The organism is Sphingomonas sp. PP-F2F-G114-C0414 (genome assembly GCF_003688595.1).
Lineage (GTDB): Bacteria > Pseudomonadota > Alphaproteobacteria > Sphingomonadales > Sphingomonadaceae > Sphingomonas.
On the sequence record NZ_RCWT01000014.1, the window covers coordinates 99,217 to 123,952 of the forward strand.

26 protein-coding genes and 1 tRNA gene are annotated in these 24,736 nt (G+C 65.3%); 9 read left to right on the forward strand and 18 right to left on the reverse strand.

The genetic code is table 11. The features are described 5' to 3' along the window. The first annotated feature begins 224 nt into the window (after window positions 1-224). The 5 genes from C8J47_RS16525 (at window position 225) to C8J47_RS16545 (ending at window position 4,132) form a co-directional block, all read left to right on the forward strand. Window positions 225-1,424 carry a M23 family metallopeptidase gene (locus tag C8J47_RS16525; protein ID WP_121886594.1) on the forward strand — a complete coding sequence of 400 codons (1,200 nt, stop codon included), beginning with the start codon at window positions 225-227 and terminating at the stop codon, window positions 1,422-1,424. Window positions 1,425-1,744: 320 nt separating this feature from the next. Beyond that, window positions 1,745-2,083 carry an iron-sulfur cluster insertion protein ErpA gene (gene erpA / locus C8J47_RS16530; RefSeq protein WP_056055811.1) on the forward strand — a complete coding sequence of 113 codons (339 nt, stop codon included), beginning with the start codon at window positions 1,745-1,747 and terminating at the stop codon, window positions 2,081-2,083. A 7-nt stretch (window positions 2,084-2,090) separates the two neighbouring features. After that, window positions 2,091-2,861 (forward strand): exodeoxyribonuclease III, encoded by a 771-nt coding sequence (gene xth / locus C8J47_RS16535; protein ID WP_121886595.1) that lies wholly within the window; start codon window positions 2,091-2,093, stop codon window positions 2,859-2,861. Window positions 2,862-2,956: 95 nt separating this feature from the next. Next, window positions 2,957-3,724: a transporter gene (locus C8J47_RS16540; protein WP_121886596.1), complete on the forward strand. Its 768-nt coding sequence runs from the start codon at window positions 2,957-2,959 to the stop codon at window positions 3,722-3,724. A gap of 81 nt (window positions 3,725-3,805) precedes the next feature. Then, entirely contained in the window at window positions 3,806-4,132 is a 327-nt protein-coding gene (locus C8J47_RS16545; protein ID WP_121886597.1) for a hypothetical protein, read from the forward strand. 211 nt (window positions 4,133-4,343) lie between these two features. Here the strand turns inward: C8J47_RS16545 and C8J47_RS16550 are convergent, their stop codons facing one another. Then, window positions 4,344-5,495: an N-acetyltransferase gene (locus C8J47_RS16550; protein WP_121886598.1), complete on the reverse strand. Its 1,152-nt coding sequence runs from the start codon at window positions 5,493-5,495 to the stop codon at window positions 4,344-4,346. A 223-nt stretch (window positions 5,496-5,718) separates the two neighbouring features. Here C8J47_RS16550 and C8J47_RS16555 point away from each other — a divergent pair, with 223 nt between their 5' ends. Then, window positions 5,719-6,816, forward strand: coding sequence for a fatty acid desaturase (locus tag C8J47_RS16555; RefSeq protein ID WP_121886599.1), 1,098 nt, complete (start codon window positions 5,719-5,721; stop codon window positions 6,814-6,816). 63 nt (window positions 6,817-6,879) lie between these two features. On the opposite strand, the gene lptG is transcribed toward C8J47_RS16555, so the two are convergent. From lptG to C8J47_RS16600, 9 genes are all read right to left on the reverse strand, one after another. Next, complete coding sequence (gene lptG, locus C8J47_RS16560) at window positions 6,880-7,977, reverse strand: LPS export ABC transporter permease LptG (protein ID WP_121886600.1); 1,098 nt, start codon at window positions 7,975-7,977, stop codon at window positions 6,880-6,882. Beyond that, window positions 7,974-9,167 carry an LPS export ABC transporter permease LptF gene (gene lptF / locus C8J47_RS16565; protein ID WP_183128819.1) on the reverse strand — a complete coding sequence of 398 codons (1,194 nt, stop codon included), beginning with the start codon at window positions 9,165-9,167 and terminating at the stop codon, window positions 7,974-7,976. Before lptF ends, lptG begins: the two co-directional genes overlap by 4 nt. A 110-nt stretch (window positions 9,168-9,277) precedes the next feature. Next, window positions 9,278-11,191, reverse strand: a complete 1,914-nt coding sequence (locus C8J47_RS16570) for an ATP-binding protein (RefSeq protein ID WP_121886655.1) — start codon at window positions 11,189-11,191, stop codon at window positions 9,278-9,280. Between the two features lie 168 nt (window positions 11,192-11,359). After that, the gene (gene spt / locus C8J47_RS16575; protein WP_121886601.1) at window positions 11,360-12,622 is read right to left on the reverse strand and encodes a serine palmitoyltransferase; all 1,263 of its coding nucleotides are present in this window, start codon (window positions 12,620-12,622) and stop codon (window positions 11,360-11,362) included. A gap of 150 nt (window positions 12,623-12,772) precedes the next feature. Continuing rightward, window positions 12,773-13,015, reverse strand: coding sequence for an acyl carrier protein (locus C8J47_RS16580; RefSeq protein ID WP_056055832.1), 243 nt, complete (start codon window positions 13,013-13,015; stop codon window positions 12,773-12,775). A gap of 58 nt (window positions 13,016-13,073) precedes the next feature. Continuing rightward, window positions 13,074-13,973, reverse strand: a complete 900-nt coding sequence (locus tag C8J47_RS16585) for an NAD(P)-dependent oxidoreductase (RefSeq protein ID WP_121886602.1) — start codon at window positions 13,971-13,973, stop codon at window positions 13,074-13,076. Window positions 13,974-14,070: 97 nt separating this feature from the next. Beyond that, window positions 14,071-15,168 (reverse strand): glutamate 5-kinase, encoded by a 1,098-nt coding sequence (proB, locus tag C8J47_RS16590; protein ID WP_121886603.1) that lies wholly within the window; start codon window positions 15,166-15,168, stop codon window positions 14,071-14,073. Window positions 15,169-15,283: 115 nt separating this feature from the next. Then, window positions 15,284-16,330, reverse strand: a complete 1,047-nt coding sequence (gene obgE, locus C8J47_RS16595; protein WP_056055836.1) for a GTPase ObgE — start codon at window positions 16,328-16,330, stop codon at window positions 15,284-15,286. 78 nt (window positions 16,331-16,408) lie between these two features. Further along, window positions 16,409-17,008, reverse strand: a complete 600-nt coding sequence (locus tag C8J47_RS16600) for a TetR/AcrR family transcriptional regulator (protein WP_056055838.1) — start codon at window positions 17,006-17,008, stop codon at window positions 16,409-16,411. A 63-nt stretch (window positions 17,009-17,071) separates the two neighbouring features. On the opposite strand from C8J47_RS16600, the gene C8J47_RS16605 reads away from it, so the two are divergent. Beyond that, entirely contained in the window at window positions 17,072-17,941 is an 870-nt protein-coding gene (locus tag C8J47_RS16605) for a metal-dependent hydrolase (protein ID WP_121886656.1), read from the forward strand. Window positions 17,942-18,225: 284 nt separating this feature from the next. Here C8J47_RS16605 and C8J47_RS16610 read toward each other — a convergent pair whose 3' ends face one another. The 4 genes from C8J47_RS16610 to hspQ all read right to left on the reverse strand — a co-directional run bounded on the left by C8J47_RS16610 (window position 18,226) and on the right by hspQ (window position 20,242). Then, the gene (locus C8J47_RS16610) at window positions 18,226-18,771 is read right to left on the reverse strand and encodes a GNAT family N-acetyltransferase (protein ID WP_259467607.1); all 546 of its coding nucleotides are present in this window, start codon (window positions 18,769-18,771) and stop codon (window positions 18,226-18,228) included. A gap of 174 nt (window positions 18,772-18,945) precedes the next feature. Beyond that, entirely contained in the window at window positions 18,946-19,236 is a 291-nt protein-coding gene (gene rpmA / locus C8J47_RS16615) for a 50S ribosomal protein L27 (RefSeq protein ID WP_056055842.1), read from the reverse strand. Between the two features lie 13 nt (window positions 19,237-19,249). Then, window positions 19,250-19,594, reverse strand: coding sequence for a 50S ribosomal protein L21 (gene rplU / locus C8J47_RS16620; RefSeq protein WP_056065957.1), 345 nt, complete (start codon window positions 19,592-19,594; stop codon window positions 19,250-19,252). 252 nt (window positions 19,595-19,846) lie between these two features. After that, window positions 19,847-20,242, reverse strand: coding sequence for a heat shock protein HspQ (hspQ, locus tag C8J47_RS16625; protein ID WP_056055845.1), 396 nt, complete (start codon window positions 20,240-20,242; stop codon window positions 19,847-19,849). A gap of 155 nt (window positions 20,243-20,397) precedes the next feature. Here hspQ and C8J47_RS16630 point away from each other — a divergent pair. After that, window positions 20,398-20,487: transfer RNA gene (locus C8J47_RS16630), tRNA-Ser, on the forward strand. A gap of 217 nt (window positions 20,488-20,704) precedes the next feature. Here C8J47_RS16630 and C8J47_RS16635 read toward each other — a convergent pair. Further along, window positions 20,705-21,766 (reverse strand): hypothetical protein, encoded by a 1,062-nt coding sequence (locus tag C8J47_RS16635; RefSeq protein WP_121886604.1) that lies wholly within the window; start codon window positions 21,764-21,766, stop codon window positions 20,705-20,707. Window positions 21,767-21,940: 174 nt separating this feature from the next. On the opposite strand from C8J47_RS16635, the gene C8J47_RS19740 reads away from it, so the two are divergent. Further along, on the forward strand, window positions 21,941-22,597 hold the full coding sequence (locus tag C8J47_RS19740) for a hypothetical protein (protein ID WP_183129153.1): 657 nt from the start codon (window positions 21,941-21,943) through the stop codon (window positions 22,595-22,597). 707 nt (window positions 22,598-23,304) lie between these two features. Here the strand turns inward: C8J47_RS19740 and C8J47_RS19620 are convergent. The 3 genes from C8J47_RS19620 to C8J47_RS16650 form a co-directional block, all read right to left on the reverse strand. After that, on the reverse strand, window positions 23,305-23,619 hold the full coding sequence (locus C8J47_RS19620; RefSeq protein ID WP_259467608.1) for a hypothetical protein: 315 nt from the start codon (window positions 23,617-23,619) through the stop codon (window positions 23,305-23,307). After that, window positions 23,616-23,774 (reverse strand): hypothetical protein, encoded by a 159-nt coding sequence (locus tag C8J47_RS19625; RefSeq protein ID WP_259466918.1) that lies wholly within the window; start codon window positions 23,772-23,774, stop codon window positions 23,616-23,618. Before C8J47_RS19625 ends, C8J47_RS19620 begins: the two co-directional genes overlap by 4 nt. Before the next feature lie 133 nt (window positions 23,775-23,907). Beyond that, entirely contained in the window at window positions 23,908-24,507 is a 600-nt protein-coding gene (locus C8J47_RS16650; protein WP_259467609.1) for a DNA-3-methyladenine glycosylase I, read from the reverse strand. Window positions 24,508-24,736 lie beyond the last annotated feature (229 nt).

Consider the following 24,736-nt stretch of genomic DNA (forward strand, 5'->3'; position numbering starts at 1 on the left):
CCCGCGAAGATCCGCGCATTTTTCCGGTCGTGACGTCACTGTTCCATCGACTCGCCGTACCGACGCGGCGCTCCGCCGCGCGGTGGGCCGCGTGCTATTGCTGAAATCCATTGTATCCGGCCTAAACCAAACTGTCTGACGCGCGGAGGGGCTGCGAATCAGGACCGCGTTTCGGAGCCGTCCGCTTGGGGGCGAACGGCCCTGTATTATTTTGTCGGGGACCAATGGTCGAAATTTCCGCTGCCGCTCTCGGAACGCGCCTCAAGGCGCTGTTCGCACCGCGCGATGTTCTCTTTCACAATGGTACGACGCTGCGGCGCATCCGCTTCGGCGGCAAGCGCCAGGCTGCGATTGCCGCCATCGGTGCCGTCACGCTCGGCTTTTCCGGCTATGGCGCAGCGCAGGCGGCCCATGACGCGGCTGCGGCAACCGGCGTGGTCGTCCCGCCGACCGCCGATATCAAGCTCGCCCAGATGCAGCATCAGATCGGGCAGATGCGCGAGCGCGTCGCGACGATCCGCGAAACCGCCGAGGCACACGCCAAGCGTATCGAACAGCGTCAGGCGCTGATCACCGCCGCGCTGACCGGTAGCGGCGATGCCAAGGCGCTGTCGCTCGCGACGCCGTCGATCGATCCGGCTGCCGACAAGCTCGCCGCCGAAATCGTCAAGCCGCTGGTCAAGATCGAGGGACGCCAGGTCAAGCTGGCCAGCGTTGCGCAGGACCTGCTCGATCAGCGCTATGCCGAGACGACCGCGACCGTGCGCAAGCTCGGTCTGCGTCCCGAACGGATCGCCAAGCGGACACGTGGAGCCAGATCGGCAACGGCGATGGGCGGTCCGATGATCGCCGCCAACAGCGAGGAGGCCTCGGCCGATCTCCGCGCCGATGCACAGTTCCGCACGCTGTTCCAGACTTGGAAGAAGCTCGACACGTTGCAGCAGGGCGCGATCGCGATCCCGTCCGTCCAGCCCGTGCATGCGCTGTCGTTCACCAGCAATTTCGGCATCCGCTCCGATCCGTTCCGCGGTACCGCGGCGATGCATGCCGGCGTCGACATCCCCGGCCCGATCGGCACGCCGATCTACGCGACCGCCGACGGCATCATCGCGCACGCGGGTCGCCAGGGCGGCTATGGCAACATGGTCGAGATCAACCACGGCAAGGGCATCGCGACGCGCTACGGCCATCTCTCGAAGATCCTCGTCGCGGATAATGCGCGCGTGACTCGCGGCCAGCTCATCGCGCTGATGGGCTCGACCGGGCGTTCGACCGGATCGCACCTCCATTACGAGGTGCGGATCGATGGCCATGCGGTGAACCCGGTGCCCTTCCTGACGACCGCCGATTACCTGCTCGCGGCGCAGGATCGCTCGGTGAATGCCATCCCGGTGTCCACCACCGGCCCCGCCGCGCAGGATTGATCTGATTTTGCTCCCCTCCCTGATAGGGAGGGGCTGGGGGTGGGTCGGTTTCCGCAAGCCGTGATCGTGGTGGCCAAAGCGGGCCTACCCACCCCCGACCCCTCCCTTCCAGGGAGGGGGGAAGCAGCCGATGAAAACAAACGTCGGTTTCAGCCACACCCCCGTCATCCCGGCGAAAGCCGGGACCTCGACCCACGGGGACGGACTCACAGTATGAGATCCCAGCTTTCGCTGGGATGACGGGGGTGGCGGCGGTTGCGGAGTTCGGCAGCGTCGCCCTTACGGTTGCCGCGGGTAGCGCGACCGCCTATCTCTCAGCCATGGCAACGCTGGCACCCGACATCATCCTCACCCCCTCCGCAGCGGCGCGCGTCGCGGCGATCGCCGTCAAGCAGGGGAAGCCCGCGATCCTGCGTCTATCGGTCGACGGTGGTGGCTGTTCGGGGTTCCAGTACAAGTTCGGGTTCGCCGATTCGGTCGAATCCGACGACGTGATCGCCGAGCATGACGGCGTCCGCCTCGTCGTCGACAGCGTCAGCATCGACCTCGTCCGCGGATGCGCGGTCGATTACGTCGAATCGCTCGCCGGCGCCGCGTTCAAGGTCGAGAATCCCAATGCCGCGTCGGGTTGCGGCTGCGGCTCCAGCTTCTCGGTCTGACCGCCGCATGAAAATCGTCACGTACAATGTCAACGGCATCAAGGCGCGGTTGCCGCGGCTGATCGAGTATCTCGTCGAAGAACAGCCCGATATCGTCTGCCTCCAGGAGTTGAAGTCGAGCGACGACACCTTCCCGATCGCGGACATCGAGGCGGTCGGGTACGGCGCAGTCTGGCACGGGCAGAAGGCGTGGAACGGCGTCGCGATCCTCGCCAAGGGGCGCGTACCAGAGGTGCGGCAACGCGGCCTCGACGGCGAACCCGATGACGAGCATAGCCGCTACATCGAAGCCGATGTCGACGGCTTGATCGTCGCCGCGCTCTATCTGCCGAACGGCAACCCGCAGCCGGGCCCCAAGTTCGACTATAAACTGCGCTGGATGGACCGCCTCGCCGCACGCGCGCGCGTCCTGCTGGACGAAGAGAAGCCAGCCGTTCTCGCGGGCGACTACAACGTGATCGCCAACGACGACGACACCTTCTCGGTACGAGCGATGCAGGACGATGCGCTGATGCAGCCCGAAAGCCGCGAGCATTACCGCGCGCTTGTCGCGCAGGGCTGGACCGATGCGCTCCGCACGCAATTTCCTAAGGGCGGCGTCTGGACGTTCTGGGACTATCAGGCGGGAGCTTGGCAGCGCGACGCCGGGTTCAGGATCGATCACCTGCTGCTCAGTCCCCAGGCGGCCGACCGGATGATCGATGCAGGCGTCGACAAGGCGTATCGCGGTCGGGAAAAGGCCAGCGATCATACACCAACCTGGGTTCGGTTGCGCTAGCAATCCCCATCGCCGACGCGCATGACGCTCCGAACAGGGGAGCGTTGGCGTTGGGACAGTTTGGGATAAGGGCCGTTTGCTGGACGGTGGCAGCGATGGTCGGCGCGGCACCGGCATTCGCGCAGGATGATCCGACATTCTGCCCGAACCGGCCCAGTCTGGGATCGTCCGCCTGCATCACCGCACCGGGGCATGTTCAGCTCGAACTGTCCGCGCTCGACTGGCAGCGCGACGACACTTCCGACGAGCGCGAGGACACGATTCTGGCGGGCGATTTCGAGGCTCGGTTCGGCGTCGCCAAGACGACCGAGCTTCAGCTCTCGTGGGCGCCGGTGGGCCGCGTGCGGACGCGCGACAAGACGACCGGCATGATCGACACCACGACCGGCATCGGCGACGTCCGTCTTGGGTTGCGGCAGAATTTTCGGAATCCCGACGGCAAGGGGCTGTCGTTCGGCGCGGAACCGTTCGTGACGCTGCCGATCGGTCGCGATCCCGTCGGGGCGGGCGACTGGGCGGCGGGTATCGTCCTGCCGGTCACGTACGAGGTGAGCGAAAAGGTCCAGCTGTCCTTCACCGGCGAAGGCGACGCGGCGGTCGACGACGACGGCGATGGGCGGCATCTGGCGTATAGCGGCATCGTCGGCGTCGGTTATTCGCTGACCGAGACGGTGACCGCGACCGCCGAACTGTTCGTGCTGCGGGACGATGATCCGATGGGGCACCACACGGAGACGGCGACTGCCGGATCGGTCGCATGGCAGCCGCGCAAGAATCTGCAGCTTCACATGCTCGCGGTGGCCGGGTTGAACCACGATACGCCGGATGTACGGGTCGTAACCGGCGGCGCGGTGTTGTTCTGAGCCGGCCTCGGTTTCACGCGGCTGTAGGGGTTGCCCGGTCACGCTTGACTTGATCCGCGTTAGGCCGTTCCTTCGGTTTCGATGCTCGCGATCCTGATCTTCCTGCTCCAGTCGGTGGCCGGGCCACCGGTACCGCGCGAGTTGCGCAAACCAACGCCGCGCGTCGCGATGCCGTGCCCGGTCACTCAGCCGGGCGAGGAGATCGTCGTCTGCGCGCGTCCGACCGATCAGCGGATAGCCCCGCTGCCCGCACCGACCCAGCCACCGCGCGGTGATCCGCTCTCGTTCCGGCTACCCGGTGGTGGCCGGGGTAACGTGCATATGATCCGAACCGAATTGCCGGGTGCGAGGGGGCAGGGCGCGGCAGTCACGCTGAAGATCCCGTTCGGCAAGGGTAAGCGCGACTAAGCGCGATTGCGGTGGGTCGACGGTCGAGCCGTCCACAGCGCCCCCCCTCCCTGGAAGGGAGGGGGGGCGGGTTCCGCACTACCGGACGTCGGCGGCACAAGCGGACCAACCCACCCCCGGCCCCTCCCTTCCAGGGAGGGGAGAGATTGCCGATTGCCAGCCCCATTCCTGGGAGTGGAGAGGATAGTCGGCCCCACCCCATCTAGCGCGACTAGAGCGTCTTCTCGTACACCTGGTACACCTTGTTGACGCGGCTCTCGATTGTTTCGGCGATCGAGCGCATTCCCTGGTTGTCGTCGAGGATCCAGCCGATCTCGCCGCGCACCGCACCGTAATGCTCGACCGAGGCGCGGCGGATGTATTCGATCATCATGAAGGCGAGCTGGCTGGCAAGCCGCGACGCCTGGAGTTCCTTGACCACCCCCATCAGCGGCACACGTACCGTTTTTGCCTTGGGTTTGCGCAACCACAGTAGCAGTTTCGCCCAGCCGAACGGCAGCAGGCTGCCGTTGAGCGGCTTGATCGCTTCGTTCAGGTCGGGGAGCGTGATCATGAACGCGGCGGGCTTGCCGTCGACCTCGGCGATCCGGATCAGGTCGTTGTAGACGATCGGCTTCAGCTTGACGCCGACATCCTTGACCTCGGGCGGGGTGAGCGGGACGAATCCCCAATTGTCCTTCCACGCGTCGTTGAGGATCGCCAGGATGATCGCCGCCTCTTCCGCGAACTTCGTCTTGTCGACCTTGCGGATGACGATCCGGGGATTCTTTTCGCCCGACTTGATGATCCGCTGGACGATCGGCGGGAACTGCTTCGTGATATCGACTTCATAGGTCAGCAATTGCTTGATCGGGCGATACTGCGCCCATTCGATCCAGCCGCGATATTCGGGCTTGGCATGCCCCATCATGATCGTCGGCGCGTGATCGTAACCGTCGATCAACAGGCCGGGCTCCTCCCAGATCGACATGCTGATCGGTCCGACCGCGCGTGTCATGCCCTGGTCGCGGAGCCATTGCTCGGCACGATCGAGCAGCGCCTGGAAGACGTCCTGCCGTTCGGCCTCCATCAGGCCCCATTGGCCGACACCGGGCCCGAAGCCCTGCTCGGGCGGCATCGTCAGCGCGAGCGTGTCGATATGCGCCGAGATGCGGCCGACCACGCGACCGTCCTCCTCGGCCAGGAACAACTGCGCCTTGGCATGGCTGAACCAGCCGTTCTTCTCCGGCGTGATCAGGCCGAGCGCCTCGGACTTCAGCGGCGGCACCCAGTTGGGATCGTCGGCATAGAGGCGGAACGGCAGATCGATGAAGATCTTGCGATCCTTCCTGGTCTTGACCGGTCGAATGGTAAGCTTGGCCATGTGTCGTTCCTGTGTGCCTGTCGCGCGTGTCTAGCCAGCCACAGCGACAAAGGCGAGCGACTCGCACGATGTCCGGGGCGCGTCCGAGAAACGGTCCGAACGGGGCCGGGATCGGCCATCGCCGCATGCGGTCACGGTGATCGCCTTTCCCGCGGAACTGGTGCATTCCCGGTGACTGTAAATGCCACGCTGCGGCCACTATGTTCGGACAATGGATACGCCCATGGACACTTCGCTCAGCCTGCCTCGTGGCACGGCCGCTCAAGCCTCGCCGGTTGCGGCGGTCAGCACCGTACGGATCGCCGATGACAAGGCGATGCTGCGCGCTGCCGCTGATCTCACCCGCGACCTCGTGAAGCCGCGACCGGCGGTCTATTGGGCCGATCTGATCGGCTCGGTCGTCATCGGCTATGGTGCGATGGTGGTGGCGGCGACGTCTGGATCGACCGCGGTCGCGATCGTCGCCGGGATCGTGGCGATGCTCGGGCTGTACCGCGGTCTGAGCTTCATCCACGAAGTCAGCCACATGAAGCACGCCGCGGTGCCGAATTTCCGGCTCGGCTGGAACATCCTGGTCGGCGTGCCGCTGCTGACTCCATCGTTCATGTATGAAGGCGTTCACAACCTGCACCACGCCAAGACGCGATACGGCACGGTCGAGGATCCGGAATATCTGCCACTCGCGCTGATGAAGCCGTGGACGCTGCCGCTGTTCATCGTCGTGTCGGCGCTGGCTCCGTTCGCGCTGCTGTTCCGCTATGCGGTGCTGTCGCCGCTGTCGCTGCTGTCGCCCAAGCTGCGGACGATGGTGGTGGAGCGTTACTCGGCACTCGCGATCAACCCGCAGTTTCGTCGTCGCAGCCCCGAGGGGGACGCGAAGGCGTATTGGAACCGGCTCGAGGTCGGTGCGAGCGTCTGGGCACTGACCTTGATCGGGCTCACCGTCAGCGGCGTGCTGCCGTTGCGCGCGTTCCTGACCTTCCTCGGCGTGGCATCGGCGGCGGCGGTGATCAACCAGGTCCGGACGCTGGTCGCGCATCTCTGGGAGAACGACGGCGAAGTGATGACGGTCACCGCGCAGTATCTCGATACGGTCAACGTGCCGCCGCCTGCGTTGCTGCCGGCTCTGTGGGCGCCGGTGGGGCTGCGCTACCATGCGTTGCATCATCTGCTGCCGGGCCTGCCGTATCACGCGCTGGGCGAGGCGCACCGGCGCATTTCGGCGGAGCTCGATGCGATGTCGCCGTATCACAAGGCGAGCTATCCGGGGCTGCCCAGTCTGGTGAGCAAGATCGCGCGGAGCACGATGACCCGCCGCTGACGCTCTATCGTCGGGTGGACTGAGAAGGAAAGGGACCGCGGCATCATGTCGCGGTCCCCTTTTTTATTCCTCAGAGCGGATGAGGACCGCTTCGCCGATCAGGAAGAACAGCAGGAACGGCGCCCACGCGGCGAGGAACGGCGGGTAGACGCCGAGATTGCCCATCGCGAGCGCGAAATTGTCGGCGACGAAGAACGCGAAACCGAGGCCCATGCCGATCACCGCGCGGACGAACAGCTTGCCCGACCGGGCGATCCCGAATGCCGCGACCGCGCCGAGGAGCGGCATCAGGACGGCGGACAACGGTCCCGAAAGCTTGTGCCAGAGCGAGCCTTCAAGCCCCTTGGTCGGCCGGCCGGCGTCGGACAGATCGCCGATCGCGGACTTCAGCGCGCCGAACGACAGCCCGTCCGCATCGACCGAGGCCAGCGTGAACTGATCGGGACGCACGTCCTTGGCGACCACGACCGAACCGAGGTTGGTCACGGTGCCGTGCGCCACCTCGAACCGCGTCGCCGGCCCGACCAGCCAGCCATTCGCGACCCGCCGGCCATGATCCGCCCGCAAGATCGCGACCAGATTGCCGCCGGTGCGATCGTACAGCGTAATCCCGCCAAGTCGCGTCGCGGTCCCGCGTCCGCGGATCTGCGCCACTTCGATCAGGTCGTCGCCGTCGCGCACCCAGACGTTCGCCCGGTCGCCACGATCTATCGGCAGCTTGCCGTAATTGACTTTCTGCCACTGGTTGAGGGTCGCGGTCGCGCGCGCGACGACGTGGTCACTAAACACGAAGCTGATCACCGCCACGCCGAGGCTGGCGACGAGAAGCGGCGCGAGCACCTGGTGCGCGGACAGGCCGGAGCCCTTCAGCGCAACGATCTCGCTGTTCTGGTTCATCGTGATCAGCGTCAGGATCGTCCCGAGCAGCACCGAGAACGGCAGGAACCGCGCGATGATCTGCGGGATGCGCAGCGAGACGTAGTGCCAGATCTGCGCATCGCCATTGCCGGGGAAGGCGAGGATGTCGCCGGACTCGCTCAGCAGGTCGAGCGCCTGCAACACGAGCACCAGCGCGGCGAGGACGGCGAACGTCCGGAGCAGGAACATCCGGCCCATGTAGATCGCGACGGTTCGCGACGGGAAGAAGCTGGCGAGTTTCATGCGACGCTGGCCTTGCGGCGTCCGGGCATACGCTTGGCGATGGCCTTGAAGGACTTGGAGAAGACGCGTTCGAGCGCGCCGATCGGCTGACCGCCGGGGACATAGGCGATCGTGTAATACATCCACAGCACGAGGCCGGCGAAGATCGTGAACGGCACCCACAGCGCGACGATCGGATCGATCCGCCCGAGCTCGCCGACGTCGGCCGCGTACTGATTCACCTTGTGATAGGTGACGATCATCACGATCGAAAGGAAGACGCCGAGCGCCGATGTCGATCGCTTCGGCGGCACGCCCAGCGCCAGCGCGAGCAGCGGCAGCAGGAACATCGAGGCGACCTCAGCCAACCGGAAATGAAACTCCGAGCGGCTGCCTTCGCGTTGTTCGAGCGTGGCGCCGCGTTGGCCCTGCCGGGCGAGTTCGGGCAGCGTATATTCCAGATTGCGACCGCCCCGCACGCGGAAGCTCTCGAACTTGGGCAGATTGATCGGCAGGTCATGGCTGCTGAAGGTCAGCACGCGGGGCGTCTTGAACTCGGGCCGATTGTGGATCAGCGTGCCGTTCGCCAGCCGGAAGATGATCACGTTGGGATCGTCGGTCGCGAGGAACTTGCCGCGCTCGGCGGTCACCCCCAGCCAGTCGCCATTCTGACTCTGGGCGTGGACGAAGATGCCCGACAGCTCGCGGCCCTTGTCCTTGCTCTCCTCGATCCGCAGCGTCATGCGGTCGCCCAATTGGGTGAACTCACCGACCTTGATCGATGCCCCCAGCGCGCCGGTCCGCAGTTCGAACCGCAGGCCTTCGTAATAATAGCGGGCGATCGGCTGGACATAGCCGACGATCGCCAGGTTCAGCAGGGCCAGCGCCATCGTATACATGTACGGCACGCGCAGCAGCCGATTGTAGCTCATGCCGACGCCGCGCAGGACATCGAGCTCCGACGAGGTCGCCAAGCGGCGGAATGCGAGCAGGATGCCGAGCATCAGTCCGATCGGAATCCCGAGCCCGAGATATTCCGGCAGCAGGTTCGCGAGCATCCGCCAGACGACGCTGATCGGGCCGCCCTGCGTCGCGACGAAATTGAACAGTCCCAACATGCGATCGAGCACGAACAGCATCACCGCGATCAGCAGCGTCGACAAGAGCGGCACCGCGATCAGCCGGGCCATGTAACGGTCGATGGATTTCATGCGGAATTGGGGCTCGGGCTGCTGGGCTGGCGATGGTCAGGCGGGGTATAGGCGGGCGCACGCTAGGCGTCATCCTCAATCGCACCGTGCCCGCGGCGCGCTACGGGGCATTATTCGGCGGCGATCAAGTCGCTTGCGCTCGGTCGATCGGAGGCCATCGCGGTCGCGACGGCGCGTTCCAGCCCGGTCAGCGTAAAGGGTTTGCGCAACACATCGTGGCCGCCGAACTGCGCGACGTTCACCTCTCCCGCGAACCCGGTCACGAACAGGACCGCGATATGCGGGTAAAGCGGGCTCAGCGCGGCGATCATCTCGGGGCCGGTTTGGCGCGGCATCAGCACGTCGGAAATGATTAGGTCGATCGCCCCGTTCGCGGCGAGCAAAGCGGGCGCGGCCAGCGGATCGTCGCAGGGGATCGCGCGGTAACCGAGTTCCTCCAAGGCATCGATCGTTGCCGCGAGAACGCGAGGATCGTCCTCGACGACGAGAATTTCGCGCTGGGTGGGCGGTACCGGCGCGGCTGTAGCGGCGGCTGTAGCTGGACCGGCGGGCAGGATCTCAGCCGGTGAGCCCGGCAAGGCCACGACATCCGCGGTTCTTGGCAGGTACAGCGTCACCGCGGTACCCTCGCCGGGCTCGGATGCGATCGCAACCGCACCGTGCAATTGCTGGACCAGCGCGAAAATCTGGCTGAGGCCCAGCCCGGTGCCCTTGCCGACCGCCTTGGTGGTGAAGAACGGCTCGAACACGCGATCGGCGACGTCAGGCGTCATGCCGCAGCCATCGTCGGCGACCGTGATCGTGACGTGCTCGCCGGCCGCGCATTCGCCGATTTGCTGCGCTTCCAGCATGGCGCTCCCCGTGACGATGGTCAGCGTGCCGCGGCCGTTCATCGCATCGCGCGCGTTGACTGCCAGGTTGAGGACCGCGTTCTCCAACTGGACCCGGTCGCCGCGAATGCAACAGTCGGTCGCATCGCTCCGCGTGACCAGCGTGATCGCATCGCCCAGCGTGCGGTCGAGCAGGTCGGACATCTCGGCGACCAATGCGGCGGCATCGATCGTCTCGGGTTTCAGTGCGTCTTCCCGGCTGAACGCCAGAAGTCGGCGGGTGAGCGCAGCCGCCCGGTTGGCACCCTCGGTGGCGCTGTCGATATGCCGCCGCGTGGTGGCCGGATCGCTCGCCAGGTTGCGGCGCGCCAGTTCGAGCCCGCCTAGCACCACGGCCAGCATGTTGTTGAAGTCGTGCGCGATGCCGCCGGTAAGCTGGCCGACCGCCTCCATCTTCTGGACCTGGCGGAGCTTGGCCTCCTGCATGCGCAGCTCGGCGGTCGCCACGGCGACGGCGGCGGTCAACTCGTCGGCACGCTCGCGTTCCAGTTCGGCGTCGGCCAGCGCGGTCGCGCGTTCGCCGACGGCGCGGATCGTCAGCCAGCCGAGCATGATCGCACCCAGCACGATCAGCACGCCAAACACGGCGAGCACGCCTGCGACCCAGCTGGAGCGCTCGACCGATCCCATCGCCGCTGCGGTGCGGTCGTCGAGCAGCCCGCGCTCCCCTGCGATCAGCGTGTCGAGGGTCGTGTTGATCTCGGCGAGCGTCGGTGATTTTCGCGACTGATAATAGCGTGCGAGCGCTTGGCCGTTTTTGCCGTAGCTCGTGTTGAGCGCGGTCATCGACAGCTCCTGGCCGCGCGAATCATAGGCAGCGCGGAGCCGGTCGACTCGCGACTGCTGCTCGGGATTGTCATTGGTGATCCGGTCGAGCCGGTCGATCTGCGTGCCCGCCAGCAGCCATTCGTCGAAATAGAGCTGACCGAGCTGCTTGTCGCCGCTGATGACGTAGCGCCCGAGCGATGCTTCGGACTGCGCGATCGTGCCCGACAGCGTGCGGGCGAGGATCATCACGTCATAACTGTGCGCCTGCAGTTCCAGCGCGCGATCGCGCTGGCGGTTGGCGTTGCCGAGAGTCACGATGAGCGCGACGAGCACCGCAGCGCCGAGCAGACCCATCGCGACGAGCATGGCTACGCGCCACCTTTCCCCGCCCCGCTGGGCCGCAGTCTCGACCTCGTCATGGTTCACGAGCGGCATCCTAACGCGTCGTTGCCAACGCGCAATGACTCGGAGGACCGGTGCGGCCCCAACATTTCACCGGTGTTTCAATCCTCCACTTTAGAGGAGGAACGAGGCTTAGCCGATCACGCCGACGACGCGGCCAGCGGTCTCGAACATCCCGAGGATCGTCGTGATCTGCTCGTCGGTATGTTCCGCACACAGTGAGCACCGCAGCAGGAACGTCCCCGCCGGCGTCGCGGGCGGGCGCGCCATGTTGACGTAGAGACCACCCTCGAGCAGCGACTGCCAGATCGCGATCGCCTGTTCCTGGTCGGTCAGGATCACCGCAATGATCGCCGAATCGGACGTCTCGGTGCCGAGCTTGAACCCCATCGCCTTGAGCCCGCCGTGCAGCCGGCGCGCGTTCTTCCAGAGCTGCGCGCGCTTGTCGTGCGCGGTCATCAGCTTGCGGATCGAGGTCGCCGCGGTGGCGACGACCGACGGCGGCAGCGATGCGGTGAAGATGTACGGACGGCACGCGAACCGCACCATCTCGAACTTCGGATGGTTCGACACGACGAACCCGCCGACCGTGCCGACCGACTTCGAGAAGGTGCCGACGACGAAATCGACCTCGTCGGTGAGGCCCATCTCCTCGTACACGCCGCGACCATTGGGGCCGAAGAAGCCCATCGAATGCGCCTCATCGACCAGTACCATGCAGCCATGCTTCTTGGCGACCGCGACCATCTCCTTCAGCGGGGCGATGTCGCCGAGCATCGAATAGACGCCTTCGAGCACCACCAGCTTGCCGGCGTCCTTCGGCAGGCGGCCGAGCCGCTTGTCGAGATCCGTGACGTCGTTGTGGCGGAAGCGGACGATCTCGGCATTGCCCTGCTTGCAGCCGTCGTAGATCGACGCGTGGCTGTCGGCGTCGAGGATGACGTATTCGCCCTTGCCGGCGAGCGTCGAGATGATCCCGAGATTGGCCATGTACCCGGTCGAGAACACGATCGCGCCGGTCACGTCGTAGAATTCGCGGAGCGCCTGCTCGACGTCGATGTGATCGTGGAACGTGCCGTTGAGCATTCGGCTGCCGTTGGTGCCCGACCCGAACGCGTCGAGCGCATCCTTGCCCGCCTGGATGACGTCGGGATCGAACGTCATGCCCATGTAATTGTACGTGCCGAGCAGAATCGTGTCCTTGCCGCGGATCACCGCCTCGGTCGGCGACTTCACCTCGTCCATCACGATCGCGAACGGATTGCGCACGCCACTGGCGATCAGCGCCTCGCGTTCGGCGATCAGCGCGTCGAATTTCGACATGAGGTCGCGTTCGGGGGCGACCTCCGGCGCGTCGACGGGGAGGGCGTGGGCGGTGGTGGCGGCTTCGGTCATTCTAAGGATTCCATGAGGTTGGAATGTGTATCCTAACCGTTCGTCCCGAGTAGCCGTCGAGCGTGTCGAGATGGCGTATCGAAGGACATGTACCTCGATACGGGATCTCGGCTACGCTCGATCCCTACTCGGCACGAACGGCAAGGGGGGTCAGGCCTTCAACTTCGCGACCGCGTCGACCAGCTGGCCGACCGTCTCGATCTCGGCCTGCATGTTCATCGTGATGATGATGTCGAACTCATCCTCAATCGCGGCGACGAAATCCATGACGGTTAGGCTGTCCCACTCCAGGTCGCCCTGGAACGTCGTCGCATCGGCGAGGGCAACGCCCTTTTTGTTGAACGGCTCGATCTGCGCGGTGACGGTGTCGTAGATCTGCTGACGGTCGCTCATGATAATCCCTTCGGTGTCGCAGCGATCCCTGACAGGGAATTGCGGCGGCTTTTCGGCGCTATAGCAGCCCGGCGGCGCGATACCACGCCGCGGTTTGCACGAGCGCCTGCGGGGTCGGGACGGACGGCGTCCACAGCGCGGCCGACGGCGGCTTGTGCGAGACCCAGTCGGGGTGGCAGAAATAGCTCACCCGGTCGCGCGTAAGCTTCGCCTTGCGACGCCGGACGAGCCGGTCGGCGGCGGAGGCGAGTTTGAGCAGCGCGCGAGGTGTCGAGAAGACCTTGACCGACTTGCCGACTGCCACGCCGATCGCACGCGCGAAGTCACGGTTGTCCCAGCCGTTCGGCACGCCGTCGTCGGGCTCCATGATCGACGGCGCATCGACACTCTCGGCGAGCGCGAGCAGCAGCGCGGTCAGGTCCTCGACGTACAGCAGCGAGACGCGCGTGCCGGCCGGGGGCATCGGGATGTAGCCGGAACGTGCCGCCTTGAAGACGTCCAGCAGCTCGTGGTCGCGCGGGCCGAAGATCGCGGGTGGGCGGACGATCGTCCAGTCCAGCCCCGATGTCTGCACACGCGTTTCCGCCTCGGCCTTCGACCAGCCATAGTTCGACAGCGTCGGCTCTCGCGCGGCAAGCGAGGAGACGTGGACGAAGCGGCGGATGCCCGCCGCCCGCGTTGCCTGGAGGATGCCTTCGGTGCCGGCGACATTGCCCTTGCCGAACCCCGCACGGTTGGGCGCGTTGACGACACCGGCGACGTGGATGACCACGTCCGCGCCCTCGACCAGCGTCGCGAGGCTCTTAGGCCGATCAAGCGCGCCTTCGATCCAGGTCACGCCGATCCGCTTGGCCTGCGGTTTCCGGGCGAGCGCACGGACAATGTGACCGGTCTCTAGCGCGTGGTCGATCAGGTGGCTGCCGACGAACCCGGTGCCGCCAGTGATGGCCAGGATCATGACGGCGCTCCCGAGGTAGCATAAGAAGTATGTTCACCCGCGAAGGCGGGTGCCCAGACTGGGCACCCGCCTTCGCGGGTGAACAAGGCCCGGCCGATCATACGAGCGCCAGATGATTGCGGTGCACGAGTGCGGATCTTGGAGCATAGCCAAGGATCGCCGCATGATCGTCGCTATGGCGGCCGAGCAAGCGCGCGGTATCCGCCGCATCATATTCCGCAAGCCCCCGTGCGACAGTCCCGCCCGGCCCCTCGATCGTCACCAGATCGCCCCGCGCGAAACCCCCGTCGATCCGCGTCGCGCCGGTGGCAAGCAAACTCCGCCCCCGTCCAAGTGCAGCCGCAGCCCCCGCATCGACATGGATCGCCCCCTTCGCGGTTAGCCCCCCCGCCAGCCAGGCCTTCCGCGCAGACGCCGTCCGCTCGGCAGTAAAGATCGTGTGGCGGGCAGGGGTGGACAGCGGATGCTCGATCCGCCCCGAAGCGATTGCCAGTGGAATGCCCGCACCCGTCGCGATCCGCGCCGCGGCAATCTTCGACGCCATCCCGCCCGAGCCCATCCCCGAGCCCGAACCGTCGTCCGCCATCCCCGCAACCGCATTGATCCGCGGCACGCTGGCGATATGCGTCGCGGACGGATCGGCATGCGGATTGGCGGTGTAGAGCCCGTCGACGTCGGACAGCAGGATCACGCCCTGCGCGCCGGCGGCTTGCGCAACGCGGGCGGCGAGACGGTCATTGTCGCCGAACCGAATTTCCTCGGTCGCGACGCTGTCGTTCTCGTTGATGACTGGCACGACTTTGAGGGACAGCAGCCGGTTGAGCGTCGCGGCGGCGTTGAGATAGCGTCGCCGGTCTTCGAGATCGTCCAGCGTGACGAGGATCTGGGCCGCGTTAAGCCCTTGCGCGGCGAGCAGTTCGGCCCAGACCTGGCTAAGCGCGATCTGGCCGGTCGCCGCGGCGGCCTGCGCATCTTCGAGGCTCGCCCGGCCGCCCTTCGAAAGACCAAGCCGGCGCGCGCCTAAGGCAATCGCGCCAGACGACACAATTGCAACCTGCTGGCCTTCACCAGTCCGAGCAGCAATGTCGGCAACGAGACCGGTCAGCCACTCCCGCCGAACGCTCCCATCAGGATCGACCAGCAACGCCGACCCGATCTTCACGATCAGCCGCGCGCAAGACGAAGGCGGAAACATCACTGCTCCCTCTCCCCGTCGGGGAGAGGGCCGGGGTGAGGGGCCGCCAAGCAGTGCTCCACCTGGAACAGCCCCTCACCCAACCCTCTCCCCGCAGGGGAGAGGACTTCAAGAATCAGAGCGGCGACCATGCGACCGGCACTTCGCCTTCTTCCAATTCCTTCGCCGCGCCCGGAGCGGGCCCGATCGCCTCGATAAGCTGGTCCAGCACCGCTTCGATCCCCGCGCCGCTCGCGCCCGAAATCGCCATTACCTCGGCGCCGCTCGCCTCGGCCAGTTCCGCCGACAGCGCCGCGATCAGCTCGGGATCGAGCATGTCGATCTTGTTCAGCGCGACGATCACCTTCTTGTCGGTGAGCCCCTCGCCGTAATTCTCCAGCTCGTCGCGCACGATCCGGTACGATTCGGCCACGTCACGGTCGTTCGCATCGACCAGATGCAGCAGCACCCGGCACCGCTCGATATGCCCCAAGAATCGATCGCCGATCCCCGCGCCCTCGGCAGCACCCTGGATCAGCCCCGGAATATCCGCGACCACGAACTCCCGCTGCTTGTGCCGCACCACGCCCAGCTGTGGCCGCGTCGTCGTGAAGGCGTATTCGCCGACCTTGGCCTGCGCGTTCGTCACCTGGTTGATGAAGGTCGACTTCCCCGCATTCGGCAGGCCGACGAGACCCGCGTCGGCGAGCAGCTTCAGCCGCAGCCAGACCCATGCCTCGCCGAACGGCCAGCCGGTGCCGTGCTGGCGCGGCGTGCGGTTGGTCGACGTCTTGTAGCTCGCATTGCCGCGCCCACCATCGCCGCCGCGGAACAGCACTTCGCGCTGGCCGACCTCGGTGAAGTCGATCAGCACCTCTTCCTTGTCCTCCGACAGCACCTGCGTGCCGAGCGGAACGCGGATGACGAGGTCCTTGCCGCCCGCGCCGGTGCGGTTCGAGCCCGACCCGCCCGAGCCGCGGGGCGCGCGGAAATGCTGCGTGTAGCGGAAGTCGATCAGCGTGTTCAGGCCGGCGATGCATTCGAACACGATGTCGCCGCCTTTGCCGCCATTGCCGCCATCGGGGCCGCCATATTCGATATATTTCTCGCGGCGGAAGCTGACGGCACCGGGGCCGCCCTCACCCGAACGTACGTAGATCTTGGCTTGGTCTAGAAAATGCATCGCCGCCCCATAGCGAAATTGGCGAAAATCTCCACCCTCTGCGATTCGGATCGCGATTCGAGCCCTGATCCGGTGCGCTTAGCAGCGGGCAGGGGCGGCGGCGTCCTTGCTGGCGAGCAGTGCGTCGAGCGCGAGTTCGCGTGCCTTGCCGACCGGCAGCCCCAGCGCGCGCGCCATCGGTGCCCCCATCAGCGCATCGCCGAGCGCCATCAGCACGAGCGTCAGAGTCTGTTCCTGGATCGGCTGATCGCCGGGCATGTCACCCTCCGCCAGTTCATCGACAAGATCGTGGATCGCGGTCAGGATCGGGTCGAGCGCATTGGTATTGCCCGAGAGGATCATCCAGCTCGCCAGCGCCCCCGCGCCGCCCTTGCCGAACGCGTCGAAGGTCATCTCGACAACCTCACGCGGGTCCAGCTCGCCTGCCCGCACGCGGAGAACCGCTGCACCTATAGTGCCGACGATGTCCGCCGCCATCCGCGTGATCAGCGCGGTATGCAGCGCTTCGGCCGAGCCGAAATGGTGGAGCAGATTGGCGTGCGTGCGCCCGACCCGGCCTGCCACGGCCTTTAGCGTGACGGCGCTAGGCCCACTCTCGACAAGGAGGGCTCGCGCAGCCTCGACGGCGGCTTCACGCGATTCGGTGGGGGAGAGGCGCTTGCGCGGTGTTGACGTCACGGACCGGGAAACCTATTTACATCAATGTAAGTAACGAGTGTTCATTCCTGTTTGGAGGTTTCCGTGGCGAAAGCAACCACGCCTGCCGATCTGACGATCACCCCGCGCGACCGCCGCTTCGGCCGCGGTGCCGCGATTCGCCGCTGGTGGCTGAACGACGATGCCGTCGCGACGGCGTTCTACAACGCGCTGTCGGTGACGTTTCCGAAGGGCGAGGGCTATTTCGTCGACAGCGTGCGGAAGTTTCGCGAGGGCACGCCGCCGAAACTCCACGCGGAGATCAACGCCTTCATCAAGCAGGAGGTGATCCACACCCGCGAGCACGTCGCGTTCAACCGCCACGTCACCGACCAGGGCTACGACGTCGCGCCGTTGATCGTCGATGTCGACGCTGCACTGGCGCTGACCAAGGGCCGTCCCGAGATCGCGAGCCTCGCCGCCACCACCGCGCTCGAGCATTTCACCGCGATGCTGGCGCACGAACTGATCGCGAATCCGAAGCACCTCGCGGGCGGCGACCAGCAGGCGGCGGCGCTCTGGCTGTGGCATGCGGCGGAGGAGATCGAGCACAAGGGTGTCGCCTACGACACATGGCTGCACGCGACTCGGGACTGGCCGCGGTTTACGCGCTGGCGGGTGAAGTCGATGGTGATGCTGATCACGACGTGGCGGTTCTTCACCGGACGCGCACGGGGAATGGCGGAACTGTTGCGGCAGGACGGGCTTACCGGACCGAAGGTGTGGGCGCGGATGGCGTGGTACGCGTTCGGTAATCCGGGAATGGCGCGCAAGATCGCGGGCGTCTGGGCCGCGTATTTCCTGCCGGGGTTCCACCCGTGGAAGCATGATGATCGCGCGCTGATTGGGCTAGCGGAGAGCGAGTATGAGGCGGCAGTGCTTCCGGTTGCGAAGCGGGTGGCGGCGGTGGCCTGAACCTCGGCTGGCAAGCTTCCCTCTTACGTCCTAGTTCTCCCGCGAAGGCGGGAGCCCAGGATACCAAACGCCACTGCCCGTGATTCCTGGACCCCCGCCTTCGCGGGGGAACAGCTATTGCTAGAGTAGCAACTCACCTAAACTAAGGCACCACCCCGGCGAAGGCCGGGGCCCAATTGGGGGACGTTGCTAACGGAGGTCAGCGCTCCGTTACTGCGACCTTTCCAATTGGGCCCCGGCCTTCGCCGGGGTGGTGTGCGATTGTGCAGCGACGGGTTTACGAATCAAGCCGCCAAAGGCATCGGCGCACATCGGTCGTCATCCAGATCCAGCTCGAACATCACCGCCGGAGCCTCACCCCCACGCCCCCGCGAGGTCCGAGCCTCGACCCGCCCGGTCGGCCGAAACCCGAGCTTCGCCAGCACGCGTCCCGATGCCGGGTTATCCACGAAATGAAACGCATCCAGCCGCCGCAAGCCGAGCGCGTGCCGCGCCATCGCCACCACCGCCTCGCCAGCCTCGGTCGCATACCCGCGGCCCCAGGCATCGGGCGCCAGCCAATAGCCGAGTTCATGCCCCGCATCCGCCGCGCGGATACCGATCCCGCCGACGAGTCGCGGCGTACCCGCCCCCATCGTCTCGATCATGAAATGTGGGTCGTGCGGCCCACGCGGCTGCGCCAGGAACGCCTCGGCGTCCCCCAGCGCATACGGCCAAGGCGCTCGCGCCAGCTTGGCGACCACCGACTCATGGCCGATCGCCCGCGCCAGTGCAGGCGCATCTTCCGGCCAACCCGGCCGCAATGTCAGTCTCTTGGTGCGCGCGAACACGGCTCTCTCCTATCGCGTCATTGGCTGCGCGCATGCCACGTCGGGATGACGGGACCGCGACAGCCGCGTGGAGGGAGCAATAAAAAAGGGAGCCGGGGTGACCCGTCTCCCTTGTTCAGGTTCGCTTTCGCGACCCGGGTCACCCTGGTGGGCAACCCGGATGGTTACCCTATGTTATTCGGCTGCTGCTGCCATATCGGCAGTGTCGTTCGCTGCCAGTTCGACCGAGCAGAACTTGCGCCCGAGTTTGCCTTGGCTGAACACGACGCGGCCATCGACCAGCGCGAACAGCGTATGGTCGGTACCGATGCCGACGTTCGTGCCTGGGTAGAACTTCGTCCCGCGCTGACGCACGAGAATGTTGCCGGCGACGCACGCCTGGCCACCGAACTTCTTGACGCCGAGGCGACGACCAGCCGAATCGCGACCGTTGCGCGAAGAGCCGCCTGCTTTCTTATGTGCCATCTGAAGCTACTCCTTATGCCTGAGCGGCCGGGGCATCAGCCTCGGTCTGCTTGGCGGTCTGGCCACCCACGGACACGATCTTCAGGATCGTATGCTGCTGGCGATGGCCGTTCTTACGACGATAGTTATGACGACGACGCTTCTTGAAGACGATGACCTTGTCCGCCTTCGCCTGCGCGATGATCTCTGCAGCGACGACGAAGCCCTCGACGGACCGCAGCTCGGAGCCTTCGCCCGCCAGCAGAACGTCACCCAGCGTCACCGACGCACCTGCATCGCCCTCGATCTTCTCGATGACGATCTTATCTCCGGCGGCGACGCGATACTGCTTGCCGCCCGTGCGCACGACTGCGAACATGGCCCTTGTCACTTTCCAAATACATGTACCCCACGGACGCAGGGTCCGCCGGGAGAAGCCGGGCAGCTAAGCGAGGGGGGGAGAGTTGTCAACCGCGAAGGGGCGGGAAAGGGTGGTTTAGGTAGGGCAATCACCGCCACTCCGTCACCCCGGACTTGTTCCGGGAACCACGGTTCCGCGAATCGACGGCCGATGATCAAGTGCAACGGTGGATGCCGGAACAAGCCCGGCATGACGGAGCGCGATTCGCCTCTAGTGCCGATGAACCTGGCGCAGCGCGTACCGCCCATCGGCATATTCACTGAACAACCCGTCGATCGCCGGATGGTCGACCGGCTCGTCGCTATCGTCCGGCACCAGGTTCTGCTGGCTGACATAGGCGACGTAGCTCGACTCCATGTTCTCCGCGAGCAGATGGTAGAACGGCTGATCCTTGCGCGGACGAATGTCCTCGGGAATCGCCGCATACCATTCGTCGCTGTTCGCAAACACGGGGTCGACGTCGAAGATCACGCCGCGAAAGTCGAACAATCGGTGCCGCACGACGTCGCCGATCGAGAAATTCGCATGCGAGATCGGCGGTGCGATCACCTCGGCCGGAATAAGCGGGCCGGTGATGTCGTGAGCGATACTGTCGTGTCGGGGCATATCCGCCAATTTAGGGTCTGTTTTGCGCCGCACAAGGAAAACGCGCCCGACGGTTCCCCGAACCTCGAAATCCGCTTGCGTCCCCAGGGGCACTTCATTAGAGGCCGCGCTTCGACCGATCGGAGGAACTGTTCGCAGCGCCTTGGATGACCTGCGGAGAGGTGGCAGAGTGGTCGAATGTACCGCACTCGAAATGCGGCGTACCCGCGAGGGTACCGTGGGTTCGAATCCCACCCTCTCCGCCAACTTCCTAGATCAACCGGCCTCATGCTGTCCTACACAGCACAGATTAGCCGTGCTTTTTCTCGTTCGGTAGTCTCGCACCGTTCCATCGTGTCTCCGCCAAGCGGAGGCTTGGTGGGGGTATTCTGGGGTACGCTAAAGACGTCCTAGGGGTATCAACTGCGTTGCCATCAGGCCAAGTCAGCGGAGAAGCACTCGTGCAGCACGGCAAGCTGTCCACTAGGGTTGCTTGCCGGCAGGGAGGTCCAGCGCGGACCAGGGAATGATGGCCCAATCCGGGCTGTCGCACGGCCGCTGCGCTCGTGCGAAATAGGCGCCGAGCCACAGTCCCTTGTCCGACAGAGCCCAGGCTGGGAATTGCCACACCTCCGGGTCCGCATAATTGCAGTCGTCATCGCTCGTGCCCGGCGGCGCCATCTCGTCTGGGTGATAGCGCTTGAGCAACACGACCACGCCGGGACCGAAGCTTTTGCCGCGATATTTGTACCAGGCGTCGCTGTCTTCATCAGGAATGGGACCCGATCCGAAGTGCAGCAACTCGTCCAGCGTCAGCGCGTGCCCGGTGCGCATGTCATAGCTGTAGCCCTGGGTTCCGAAATCCGGATGCGCGGCGCCGGCACAACTCCAGCTCGTGGTCCACACATAGCTCATGTGATTGACACCGAGCCAAGGCTTGCCGGCCTGCGTCACCTCGATGCCGGGCTTCCCGCCCATGTCGGTACAGGCGAACCACGCTGCCACATTCTGCCATTGGCTGCGGGCAAGCGCATGGTTGACCGCGGCCATTGCCGGCACAGCATAGCCGCGTTCGAGCCGGAACAGTCGGATGCCGGACTGCGGCTCGCGGTACCAGCGAATGGTCTTGCCGCCGATCGTCTCGCTTTGCGCGGGCGTGAAGCTGAGCCCGGCGAAATGCCAGCGCTCATAGGCGGTCAACTTGGGCGGCAGGTCGTCTGGCAGCCCGACCGGAACTCCCGCCGGATGCAGACTCACCGGCAGGCGCTGCCCCTTCGACGTTGTCGGCGCACCGGTAAGATTGGCCCCCTGCCGGGTCAGGACCAGTTGATCGCCCGTCGTCCGCGATTCCAGACGCGGGGTGGTACCCGCCATCTTGCCGGATAGATCGATGTCGAGCCGCGACGTCCGGTAGAAATACTGGCCGGACACCTCCCCCTCGTTTTGCTCGATCGACAGGACGACGCGGGCGGTGCCGACCATCCCTTCATACATCGTCTCGGCTGCGGCAGTCGCGCTCGCTGGCAGCGCTAGAAGGAAACGCATCCCGGCAAGAAAGCGGAGCCCGTGCATGGAAGCCTGTCGAGCAAGAGGAGTTGGGGCCTTGGCTGTACGGCATCGCTACCGGGAGAGCGATGCGAATCGCAGCGACCGAAAGCCCCGGCACGATCGCATCAAGGCCGGTCCACCGCCGCCTGAAGTCTGATACGAACAGACGGTATGATTTCTTCCCTTCTGGTCAACACTGCGACGTTGCTTCTCGCCGTCGTCATGGCACCTGCAAGCGGAGCCACCGTCGTCACGCCCGCGCCGGGCAGCCCCGAACGTACGGCCATCCTGAACGTGCTGCACCACAGTGATGCGCGGCCGGAGGCGCGCTTCCGCATCCGTGACTTTCGCGTCGTTCGTAACGGGCCGCGAGCCATTGCCTATATTCAGGGCGAGGGCGAAGTCGGCGCATTTCGAACCATCCTTACCCAGGAAGCGCGGATGCCGTGGCGCGAGGTGTGGGGCGAGAGCGACGGCGGCAGCAACAGCTGCGACGCAGGCGCACGCCATTATGCCTGGGTGGTTCGCCTGATCCGTACCTACAAGATCGATCCCGACATGCTGTTTCCTGGGGTGGCCGCGCAGAGGCAGGACCTGAAGCAGAAGGCAGTAGACGATCCCGAGGCGCAGTGCGTTGGCGATCTGGATGGCGGGCCGGGTGGCCCGACATCGACGTCGCGATCCGCAGATCGGCAAGCGCCTCGATCCAGTCTGTCCGCGCTACGATATGGCCGCAACGGACGGCCGCGGAGAGCGATTTGGAGAAGCTGCCGATCCGGACCACGCGGTCGAGGCCATCGAATGCCGCGAGCCTGGGTGCGACCGTGAGGTGCGTTCGCCCACACCCAGATATCCAAGCTGGCGATCCGGGCTCCCGATAACGGCCATTCGTTAAGCGCGATCTTTACCGTTTCTCCATCTCTGACAGCCTATTTCGGGAAAGAGCAATGAGGAACAGCTTCGGAAAAAAAAGGGGGGGGCGGACGGCTCGGTCGATCGCCTAGGCGACTGTCCCGCTAGGGGTTCGTTTTTGAACAAGCGACGAAGAGGACGAACAGGTGTCTGCGTCATCTGAGCGGACGTGTCTTGTGTACTGCCGCCCCTATCAAGACAGCATACCCTTGCCGTAGTAGTCGCGCTGTAGCAGACCGTCGACATGCGGCTCCTGTCCAATCTCCTTTTTGCCTTGTCGGCCTTTGTCGGCGGCTGTGCGATCCTGTTCTACGTTTACCTGTCAAATCTGGCATGTGGATATTCGCCAGGTGCCTGAAGCTGTCATGCTTGGCCTTGGAATCTTGGCAGCGATGACAGGTTCTGGCTGGTACAGATGCCGGTAGGTATCGTGATTGTCCTTATAGTTGGTGGCTTGCTGCTCCGCCGTAAGGCGACACGGAGAGGAGCGTGCCAGTCCAGCTGAGGACGTATTCGTCGCGTCAGATTATCGCTGCGCCGGCGGTTTGAGGACGCGCCCGTGGGACTATTCTGTGCCCGTTACGTTTCCTGAAGCTTGATCCCTTTTGAGAAAGGCCGCAGCGTCATGTGACGTCCGCTAACGCCATCCGCCTTCCCAATCGCGGACAGGCCGTTTTCTTTCTTATTGAGACATCGCGAGCAGATAGCCGGGCGTCAAAATTGGTCGTATCGCGGTCGTGAGCGGAGCGACCGCGCGGCATCCCGAGCGCGATCACCACGAGGCCTGGCAGCACGTTGCCCCAAAAGCGGGCCCTAGGGTCGACGGTCGTCATCGGCGCGAAGCCCACCCCGGTAACGATTGGCCTGATCGTCGGCGGCCAGCGCGGGCCAATCCGCTCGCTCAGTCGTCCGGCAAAGCGGGACGCGGTGGCGATCATGATCGAGAAAGGGAGCAACGCGAAACCCGCCTAGTCAGTGTATATCCGCCGCCGACGAATAACCGATACGGCAGCAACACCAGCAATCCGCCCAGCGCGCCGTACAGCAGCAGCGTCACGAAGAAAGGGCGTGACGCGAACAGCGTCAGCGGCATTATCGCGCGGTCGCCTCAACGGTGTTCCTGGAAGCCGTCATCGTCGCGGCGATCGTCCAGCCGGGATAGCGCACAGCGATGGTCCGTACGGCCCCTGCACGAGAGTGGCGGCCAAATCGCGGCGGTGGCGCATTCATGATCCGGCTCGACGGAAACAGCATGTCTCGTGGTCGTTCACGAGACCGCAGGCCTGCATCCAGGCGTAGACGATGACAGGGCCGACGAACTTGAACCCGCGCTGCTTGAGCGCCGCGGATAGGGCTTCGGAGGCAGGCGAGCGGGTCAGCGCCTTGGCACCGTCGCCGATCACCGGCGTACCATCGACGAAACTCCAGACGAAGCCACCGAAATCCTCGCCGGCGTCGCGCATCGCGAGATAGGCGCGGGCATTGCCGATCGTCGCCGCGATCTTGGCGCGGGAGCGGACGATACCGGCGTTGCCAAGCATCGTCACGATATCCGGCTCGCCGAACCGCGCGACGATGTCCGGATCGAAGTCTGCGAAAGCAGCCCGGAATGCGTCGCGTTTGCGCAGGATCGTGATCCAGGCCAGCCCGGCCTGGAATCCGTCGAGCATCAGCTTTTCCCACAGCGCGCGCGGGTCGCGTTCGGGCACGCCCCATTCGGCGTCGTGATACGCCGCAAGTAACGGGTCGCTCTGCGCCCATCGGCAGCGGGATAGCTCGGCGCGGGTCGTGGCGGGCATTGCCCGGTCTTTGCTGTCGATCTGCATGCTGCCCGGGACGATGCTCGCTCGGTGCCGAAGTGTCGATGCCGTTCGCCATCGCCGGCGCGGATCACGTCTCGATGACGTTCAGCAGTTCAGCATTGATCCGGTCGAAGCGGGCCGATTGCTATCCTCGCCTTTCAGACCGTCCAGGCAGCTGATCGGCCGCTGCGCGCTGCGGCCCAACTGGATGAACGAGTTGCCGAAGTTGGGATGCGGGGAAGAGCGATCTGAG

Excerpts from the sequence above, each read along its gene's own strand:
- C8J47_RS16525 (WP_121886594.1), top strand. The coding sequence starts at position 225 with ATGGTCGAAATTTCCGCTGCCGCTCTCGGAACGCGCCTCAAGGCGCTG.
- erpA (WP_056055811.1), top strand. The coding sequence starts at position 1,745 with ATGGCAACGCTGGCACCCGACATCATCCTCACCCCCTCCGCAGCGGCG.
- xth (WP_121886595.1), top strand. The coding sequence starts at position 2,091 with ATGAAAATCGTCACGTACAATGTCAACGGCATCAAGGCGCGGTTGCCG.
- C8J47_RS16540 (WP_121886596.1), top strand. The coding sequence starts at position 2,957 with ATGGTCGGCGCGGCACCGGCATTCGCGCAGGATGATCCGACATTCTGC.
- C8J47_RS16545 (WP_121886597.1), top strand. The coding sequence starts at position 3,806 with ATGCTCGCGATCCTGATCTTCCTGCTCCAGTCGGTGGCCGGGCCACCG.
- C8J47_RS16550 (WP_121886598.1), bottom strand. The coding sequence starts at position 5,495 with ATGGCCAAGCTTACCATTCGACCGGTCAAGACCAGGAAGGATCGCAAG.
- C8J47_RS16555 (WP_121886599.1), top strand. The coding sequence starts at position 5,719 with ATGGACACTTCGCTCAGCCTGCCTCGTGGCACGGCCGCTCAAGCCTCG.
- lptG (WP_121886600.1), bottom strand. The coding sequence starts at position 7,977 with ATGAAACTCGCCAGCTTCTTCCCGTCGCGAACCGTCGCGATCTACATG.
- lptF (WP_183128819.1), bottom strand. The coding sequence starts at position 9,167 with ATGAAATCCATCGACCGTTACATGGCCCGGCTGATCGCGGTGCCGCTC.
- C8J47_RS16570 (WP_121886655.1), bottom strand. The coding sequence starts at position 11,191 with ATGCTCGTCGCGATGGGTCTGCTCGGCGCTGCGGTGCTCGTCGCGCTC.
- spt (WP_121886601.1), bottom strand. The coding sequence starts at position 12,622 with ATGACCGAAGCCGCCACCACCGCCCACGCCCTCCCCGTCGACGCGCCG.
- C8J47_RS16580 (WP_056055832.1), bottom strand. The coding sequence starts at position 13,015 with ATGAGCGACCGTCAGCAGATCTACGACACCGTCACCGCGCAGATCGAG.
- C8J47_RS16585 (WP_121886602.1), bottom strand. The coding sequence starts at position 13,973 with ATGATCCTGGCCATCACTGGCGGCACCGGGTTCGTCGGCAGCCACCTG.
- proB (WP_121886603.1), bottom strand. The coding sequence starts at position 15,168 with ATGTTTCCGCCTTCGTCTTGCGCGCGGCTGATCGTGAAGATCGGGTCG.
- obgE (WP_056055836.1), bottom strand. The coding sequence starts at position 16,330 with ATGCATTTTCTAGACCAAGCCAAGATCTACGTACGTTCGGGTGAGGGC.
- rpmA (WP_056055842.1), bottom strand. The coding sequence starts at position 19,236 with ATGGCACATAAGAAAGCAGGCGGCTCTTCGCGCAACGGTCGCGATTCG.
- rplU (WP_056065957.1), bottom strand. The coding sequence starts at position 19,594 with ATGTTCGCAGTCGTGCGCACGGGCGGCAAGCAGTATCGCGTCGCCGCC.
- hspQ (WP_056055845.1), bottom strand. The coding sequence starts at position 20,242 with ATGCCCCGACACGACAGTATCGCTCACGACATCACCGGCCCGCTTATT.
- C8J47_RS16635 (WP_121886604.1), bottom strand. The coding sequence starts at position 21,766 with ATGCGTTTCCTTCTAGCGCTGCCAGCGAGCGCGACTGCCGCAGCCGAG.
- C8J47_RS19740 (WP_183129153.1), top strand. The coding sequence starts at position 21,941 with ATGATTTCTTCCCTTCTGGTCAACACTGCGACGTTGCTTCTCGCCGTC.
- C8J47_RS19620 (WP_259467608.1), bottom strand. The coding sequence starts at position 23,619 with ATGATCGCCACCGCGTCCCGCTTTGCCGGACGACTGAGCGAGCGGATT.
- C8J47_RS19625 (WP_259466918.1), bottom strand. The coding sequence starts at position 23,774 with ATGCCGCTGACGCTGTTCGCGTCACGCCCTTTCTTCGTGACGCTGCTG.
- C8J47_RS16650 (WP_259467609.1), bottom strand. The coding sequence starts at position 24,507 with ATGCAGATCGACAGCAAAGACCGGGCAATGCCCGCCACGACCCGCGCC.